The sequence below is a fragment of the Xenorhabdus anantnagensis genome, from assembly GCF_028598555.1.
Taxonomy (GTDB): Bacteria; Pseudomonadota; Gammaproteobacteria; order Enterobacterales; family Enterobacteriaceae; genus Xenorhabdus; species Xenorhabdus anantnagensis.
Genome location: NZ_JAQRFN010000056.1, coordinates 1 through 5,302, shown reverse-complemented (window position 1 = coordinate 5,302; position 5,302 = coordinate 1). Strand labels below are relative to the sequence as shown.

The 5,302-nt window shown below is 43.4% G+C and carries 13 protein-coding genes; all 13 read right to left on the bottom strand.

The genetic code is table 11. The annotated features are described in order from the left end of the window. Nucleotides 1-80 precede the first annotated feature (80 nt). On the bottom strand, nucleotides 81-368 hold the full coding sequence (locus PSI14_RS19505) for a pyocin activator PrtN family protein (protein WP_273577641.1): 288 nt from the start codon (nucleotides 366-368) through the stop codon (nucleotides 81-83). Then, nucleotides 368-589 carry a hypothetical protein gene (locus tag PSI14_RS19500; RefSeq protein WP_273577640.1) on the bottom strand — a complete coding sequence of 74 codons (222 nt, stop codon included), beginning with the start codon at nucleotides 587-589 and terminating at the stop codon, nucleotides 368-370. Before PSI14_RS19500 ends, PSI14_RS19505 begins: the two co-directional genes overlap by 1 nt. Nucleotides 590-765: 176 nt before the next feature. Beyond that, a complete protein-coding gene (locus tag PSI14_RS19490; RefSeq protein WP_273577639.1) occupies nucleotides 766-1,080 on the bottom strand; it encodes a phage protein NinX family protein in 315 nt (104 codons plus the stop codon). Then, on the bottom strand, nucleotides 1,073-1,264 hold the full coding sequence (locus PSI14_RS19485; RefSeq protein ID WP_273577638.1) for a hypothetical protein: 192 nt from the start codon (nucleotides 1,262-1,264) through the stop codon (nucleotides 1,073-1,075). Before PSI14_RS19485 ends, PSI14_RS19490 begins: the two co-directional genes overlap by 8 nt. Before the next feature lie 11 nt (nucleotides 1,265-1,275). Beyond that, nucleotides 1,276-1,728 (bottom strand): hypothetical protein, encoded by a 453-nt coding sequence (locus tag PSI14_RS19480; RefSeq protein WP_273577637.1) that lies wholly within the window; start codon nucleotides 1,726-1,728, stop codon nucleotides 1,276-1,278. Then, nucleotides 1,718-2,269 carry a hypothetical protein gene (locus PSI14_RS19475; RefSeq protein WP_273577636.1) on the bottom strand — a complete coding sequence of 184 codons (552 nt, stop codon included), beginning with the start codon at nucleotides 2,267-2,269 and terminating at the stop codon, nucleotides 1,718-1,720. Before PSI14_RS19475 ends, PSI14_RS19480 begins: the two co-directional genes overlap by 11 nt. Further along, complete coding sequence (locus PSI14_RS19470; protein ID WP_273577635.1) at nucleotides 2,269-2,691, bottom strand: zinc-finger-containing protein; 423 nt, start codon at nucleotides 2,689-2,691, stop codon at nucleotides 2,269-2,271. The genes PSI14_RS19475 and PSI14_RS19470 overlap by 1 nt, the downstream gene beginning before the upstream one ends. Further along, nucleotides 2,642-2,989 carry a phiTE_072 family protein gene (locus tag PSI14_RS19465; protein WP_273577634.1) on the bottom strand — a complete coding sequence of 116 codons (348 nt, stop codon included), beginning with the start codon at nucleotides 2,987-2,989 and terminating at the stop codon, nucleotides 2,642-2,644. The genes PSI14_RS19470 and PSI14_RS19465 overlap by 50 nt, the downstream gene beginning before the upstream one ends. Nucleotides 2,990-3,038: 49 nt before the next feature. Continuing rightward, the gene (locus PSI14_RS20420) at nucleotides 3,039-3,197 is read right to left on the bottom strand and encodes a DUF7167 family protein (RefSeq protein WP_442316492.1); all 159 of its coding nucleotides are present in this window, start codon (nucleotides 3,195-3,197) and stop codon (nucleotides 3,039-3,041) included. A 28-nt stretch (nucleotides 3,198-3,225) separates the two neighbouring features. Beyond that, the gene (gene recT / locus PSI14_RS19460) at nucleotides 3,226-4,026 is read right to left on the bottom strand and encodes a recombination protein RecT (RefSeq protein ID WP_273577633.1); all 801 of its coding nucleotides are present in this window, start codon (nucleotides 4,024-4,026) and stop codon (nucleotides 3,226-3,228) included. After that, on the bottom strand, nucleotides 4,019-4,831 hold the full coding sequence (locus PSI14_RS19455) for a PD-(D/E)XK nuclease-like domain-containing protein (RefSeq protein ID WP_273577632.1): 813 nt from the start codon (nucleotides 4,829-4,831) through the stop codon (nucleotides 4,019-4,021). Before PSI14_RS19455 ends, recT begins: the two co-directional genes overlap by 8 nt. Continuing rightward, complete coding sequence (locus PSI14_RS19450; RefSeq protein WP_273577631.1) at nucleotides 4,828-5,091, bottom strand: hypothetical protein; 264 nt, start codon at nucleotides 5,089-5,091, stop codon at nucleotides 4,828-4,830. Before PSI14_RS19450 ends, PSI14_RS19455 begins: the two co-directional genes overlap by 4 nt. After that, nucleotides 5,088-5,302 (bottom strand): hypothetical protein (locus PSI14_RS19445; RefSeq protein WP_273577630.1); only part of this gene is annotated, 215 nt, incomplete at its 5' end. The genes PSI14_RS19445 and PSI14_RS19450, both read right to left, overlap by 4 nt.

Genomic DNA, 5,302 nt, shown 5'->3' with positions numbered 1-5,302 from the left:
TTATTATATATAAAATTCAAATAGTTATGTGTTTGTGGGGTGCTATAGGGGTGCTGTTCTATTTTTTGTATGAAAAGAACTCAATGCGGTCTTATGTTTTGACGGGTATTTTTCTTGCTTTGTGATCTCTGAATTTCCAATACAGCAGCCTCTCTTTGTCGGTCTATGTATATAGCTAAATCATGCACATGCACAATCCTTGGTGACTTTTGGCTATCATTCAACCTATAAGTCGGAATGCTTAATTTCCCTTCATTTGCTTTCCGTTCCGCTGTAGCCGCACTCATCTTGAGATATTTCTCTGCTATGTCTGATAGTAGAATTTGAGATGTCTCAAACTCAGCCATCAATAGAAATGCTGTCTTCACTATTTCATCTCCTTCTGCAAATTAATTATGTATTGACGTAACCAATTCTTGGCTGTTGATTTCGCTCGTTGATGATCAGTCATGATTAATTGAAAATCGCGGGCGTATTTATCGAGAATTGCAGTCACTGCGCTGTCGTCATATTTGGGCAGGTTATTTAACTCGTTCAGGCATTCCCTCGCCACCTGTCGTCGTCCGTTCTCGAATGATTGGTTATTCATGATGCTCGGTTGACAAATTCTATTTAATTTGTAAAACGGTTGACGCTAAATAGTCAGCCGATATTTTTTCCGTTCTCGAATTTGTTAGTCATTGGTGGTGTAGTGGTTATTGGCTGCTCCGTTGCTAGCTGAGTTATTATATTGCCACGGGGGATCGCACAATATGAGGCCGTATTTCATTTCTCCTTATCCCTCATGTGTAGATAAATAACCATCGCCGCTTTATATGGATTATCGATAGTGCACTCAATATCACCATCATTGGTTGCATATTCAAATATTCCATTTTCAAATATCAGGCTGATTCCGTTCTCGATAATAATTGGCATTGCATGTTCTGGTTTATTACAGGGGTCGAATTTTTCAAATTCATCATTTCCAACTGGTTTAAAAACCACCTCCTCCTTGTCGAATATATTATCTGGTGTAATTCCAATATGTTCTGCTATCCGTTTATTAATTCCGAAATCTGATAATTCACTATCATCCATTTTTCCTATTCTCCCGCTCATAATCCTCCCCACACTCCCGACTACAAAATGCACCGTGTGTCGCTTTCTCAGTCTCACACCACCTACACATCCCGTTGATGCTGGTTAATGCTGATGGCCGGTTCTGGAGGGCATGAGATATATTCAGCTCATTTAATTCATTCGCTGCGTCGATAATATCCATGTTATTTCTCGCTATTTGCTAGGGTGGCGATAGAGGGGGAATATGCTATGCAAATCCCCGGAGGGCGAATTTTCAGTTAAACTATCAGCAACTACTTTGGCAGAATGTTCAGTTATTTCATAACCAATTATTGTGTCAAATTCCTTGGAATAAACTCCCCAAATATACGGCTCCATATTTTCATATTCAGCGAGTTTCGATTGCAGCTTGATAATTCCATCAACTAACGCACATATGGCTGAGCCATTTATGTCAGCTAATTTATGCCAGTCCGCATCATCCTGATGGTACGCATTAATAATAATCTCATAATCAGCGAATTTCTTTGCGGCTTCACAGAGTTTTAATAATTCATCGCAGTTAACTGTAATTTCATTTCCGCTATATGTTTTTGCTACATTAGCGGCTACTTTTAATCTGCTTGCTATATCGTTCACGGTATTATTTTTAAATTCATTTCTCATTATTACCACCTATATATTTAATTTTACCTGTCAATATTCCATCAATTAGTGTGCGCATTTCCCAGCACCAATAGAACGACTCAACATAAACAGATAATTCTCCATAGTCATGTTGTTTGCGTTGAATAAATTTCTCTGCTGCTTCGCGGGTTAAATGTGTATTTACAGTTCTATAATCGCATTTCCAATAAAAAATATATGCGTCATCTAATACAGACTCTATGCATTTATATTTGTCTATATCATATAATTCGTCAAATTCAAACAAACATTCGTTTTGTGCGTAATTAAATATCGCCTGTTTCTGTTCATCGTCTAATATAGCTATTAAATCCTCTGGGAAATAATACGATTCACAATCGTAATATATTCCCGCCTCGTCATCCTCAGAGCCGGTTACCCTAACTCGCTCTCTGACTGTAAATGATGGATACGCCGCGCCGTGCCAATCAACGCCCCGATATTCCAATCGATTAACAAAATCAGCCCATGTTTCACGGGATAATTCGCCACCGTCTGCCAGTGATGTAAAATCAGTCATTATTTAAACTCCCTGCATATATTGGTTGCCCGTTGGCACATCTCGGCACTGAACCAGCCGAAATGACATTTCCTGAAACTAATTCCCAGCCTCCATGCCAGCCATCGATAGGCCTCCGTGCGTTCAAAATTCCCTCTCTTTCGCATCTCCTCAAATTCCTGTTTGCCATTCCGCCTCGCTCTCCGTGTCGGTTCATCAGCCAAATATCCCAGTGGAATATTAGTTTCCGGGTGCATCCCGACACGCGCATCACATGACCAGCAGACATAGAACCACGGCCAGCGGCTGCGAACCTCCCTATACACCTCCGTGTGATGGGCTATCGTGACGTGGTTATGGCAGCATCGGCATTGGGTGGGAATGGGTAGAGGGTCATTGACCCTTTGTGCTGCTCTGGGGTTGGGGTTCCACGGTGTGTACATGCAATCTCCTTAATGCTTCTTTCACGGCATTTAGACGAGAGTCCATAAATTTGTATTTTTGACTACGCATTTTTAGTACGCCATCCAGATATCCGATGATGTATCCGTTATCAGCTTTGAGAATAAAATCAGATAGCGAACCGCCCATCGCTCCCCAATACGCTGTCCATGATTCACCATATTCAGAGATAGTTATTCTCCCCTGACCGTCGCCATAATCCTCCAAATAAACATGAATAGGGTCATGTCTCGGTACCGTAATTTGCAGTTTCACAACATTTGATGTTTCGATATGCATAAAATGCCTCCCGCCACTGAGGTAGCGTTAGTTAATGGGGTGGGGTTAGTTATTTGGCGTTGAGTGAATAATCAACGTTTTCTGTGATGACAGCAGCTATAACGTCTAGCTGCTCATCCCATGACATTTGTTCCCAGTCGCTCTCTGTATAACCGAGAGGTAGTTCCATATCAGATCCGACGCGGTTAGTTCGTATGGTGATGTACATGTTCATGATTAGTGTTCCTATTTATTATTTACTCAGCTACCTCTTCGAACTCTCCTTCAAAAATGGCGGCGTGCTCTTGATCGATATTGGCCTCTGCTTTCTCGTCTAAAACCACGGCTTTTTGCATCTCGATAGAGACAGGCAGATATTTAAACAGGCGGCGGATAACGGTTTTTTTCGCCATTTCTTCCCAGTGAGTTACCCACGGTCCATTGCTACTGGCTTTGCTCTGAGATTTCACCTTTTCAATCTGATTGGTTGTCATCACTTCAAATTGAACGCCCCCATCTTTCAGTCGAGCCACTGCATAGACATGAGTTATTGGTGTGTCCTCATTTTCTCCGGGTGCGTGCGTTAGCGTCTCATTCAGTCCATATTCATAATGGAACTGATCGCCATCTCTGACTGTGCGTGCGGAAATACTGACTATCTGACCGGAACGACGGGCCAGATCAATCATTCCCCGGTAGCCAATGATTAACTGGACATTAGGTTGGCCTGTTTTGGATTTTCCATTTCCGAACGGGAGTAGGTAGGAGTGACCTAATGCACTACCCGGCTCTAATCCAAGCTGCGAGCATTGAACAACTGCGCCGACAAAACTTTGCATATCACAGTTAGCGAGTGCTGGAGTTTTCCTAATCTCCGTGGTGACAATCCTGATCATCCTGTCTGGTGCCATATGGCGTGGCAGAGCAGCAGCCAATTGTGCCTTCATACTGGGCTTGTTGATGAATTGAATTAACGCCTGATCTTTGGTGGCTGCAACTTTTGTTTGTGACTGGGTTTTCTGTAAATCGGCTTGTGCTAATGGTGGGGTATTATTCATCTCTTAATTCCTTAGCCCAGTGGGGCAGTGACAACGTTCTAATGCCGGGCCATTCATTCGTTTTTAGGCACTGAGCATAGGTTGCTAGATTTCGTTGGTAGGCTGCACGCCCTGCTAATTTGGCCTGTTCATCCATGATGAAAATTCTGACCGGATAACGACCGCAATTCACCGTGGTGCTAACAGCCAGAAAAACAAATGTTGGTATTTCTCCCGTGAGCGCCCTATATCCGTCTGAATAAAATGTGTCCTGCACATGATAGCGGTAGTCGTAAAATGTTCTGTCAAACCTATCCATATCGGCGGTGCTTTTGACATCCACTATATAATGATGCTCAGAAATGAGCTTATCCGGGCGACATCTGCACAAAACATCCGATTCAGGATCGTTCCAATAGATGCTGCTTTCAGATTTACCTGCTGCCTCCAAACACCATTTGGCGATTGGATGGGACATCGCACTATCACGCATAATCAGCAGCTTTCTGCTTTCTTCTTGGGTGAGGACTATCTTGTCCTGATTAGCCAGGTCGAATGCTTCGGCCTCTTCTTTTCCGGTTTTGGTACGCCTGTCTAACTTTGGCTCAATTGCAAAACGCTTGCCGAATTCGTCCGGCTCCAGTAACAGGCAGTGCAACGCAGTTCCCATATCCAGCGACTTAATTTTCTCATCATCAACAGGGGCAGTCCGTTGCCAAATCAATTCAGCGGGGGATTGGTCAATTATGTCCAACTGCGACTTACTCACTCCCTCACCACTGTGATAGTCCTCATTAGAGATGTCGTAATAGATACCGGGGTTCATATCATCTGCTCCTCCGCTGCCCGACAAACATCAAATAGCCATGTGTGATACCCATTCATTAACTCAGACCGTTTGTCGCCAGCCATTTCTAATAGTGAATTGACCTCATCGGACAGGGTGTTGTCCGGTAATTTTCCTAATCGGTTATTAGCCCGTCTATCCAAATACTCGTCAGTGGCATCCTGATATGCGGCTGCCTCCAATTTCCGTTCCTGCTGCTCATCCTGAGCGCCGCAGGGGTTGCAATCGAAATGTCTCATGCTACCCTCCGTTGAGTTTTTCCCAGTTCCTCCATGAAACTATCCAGTAAATCCCTGTCAATGAGATATTTTGTTAACTCATTCATCGACCACTGCCCTGTGTCCATGCGTTCTTCCATTGTGCAATCCATTCCCCTTACCCCCTCAGGAAATTCAATGACATTGACTCCGTTTCGATAATGTCGGCTACTGACCGATAGTGCGAATATTT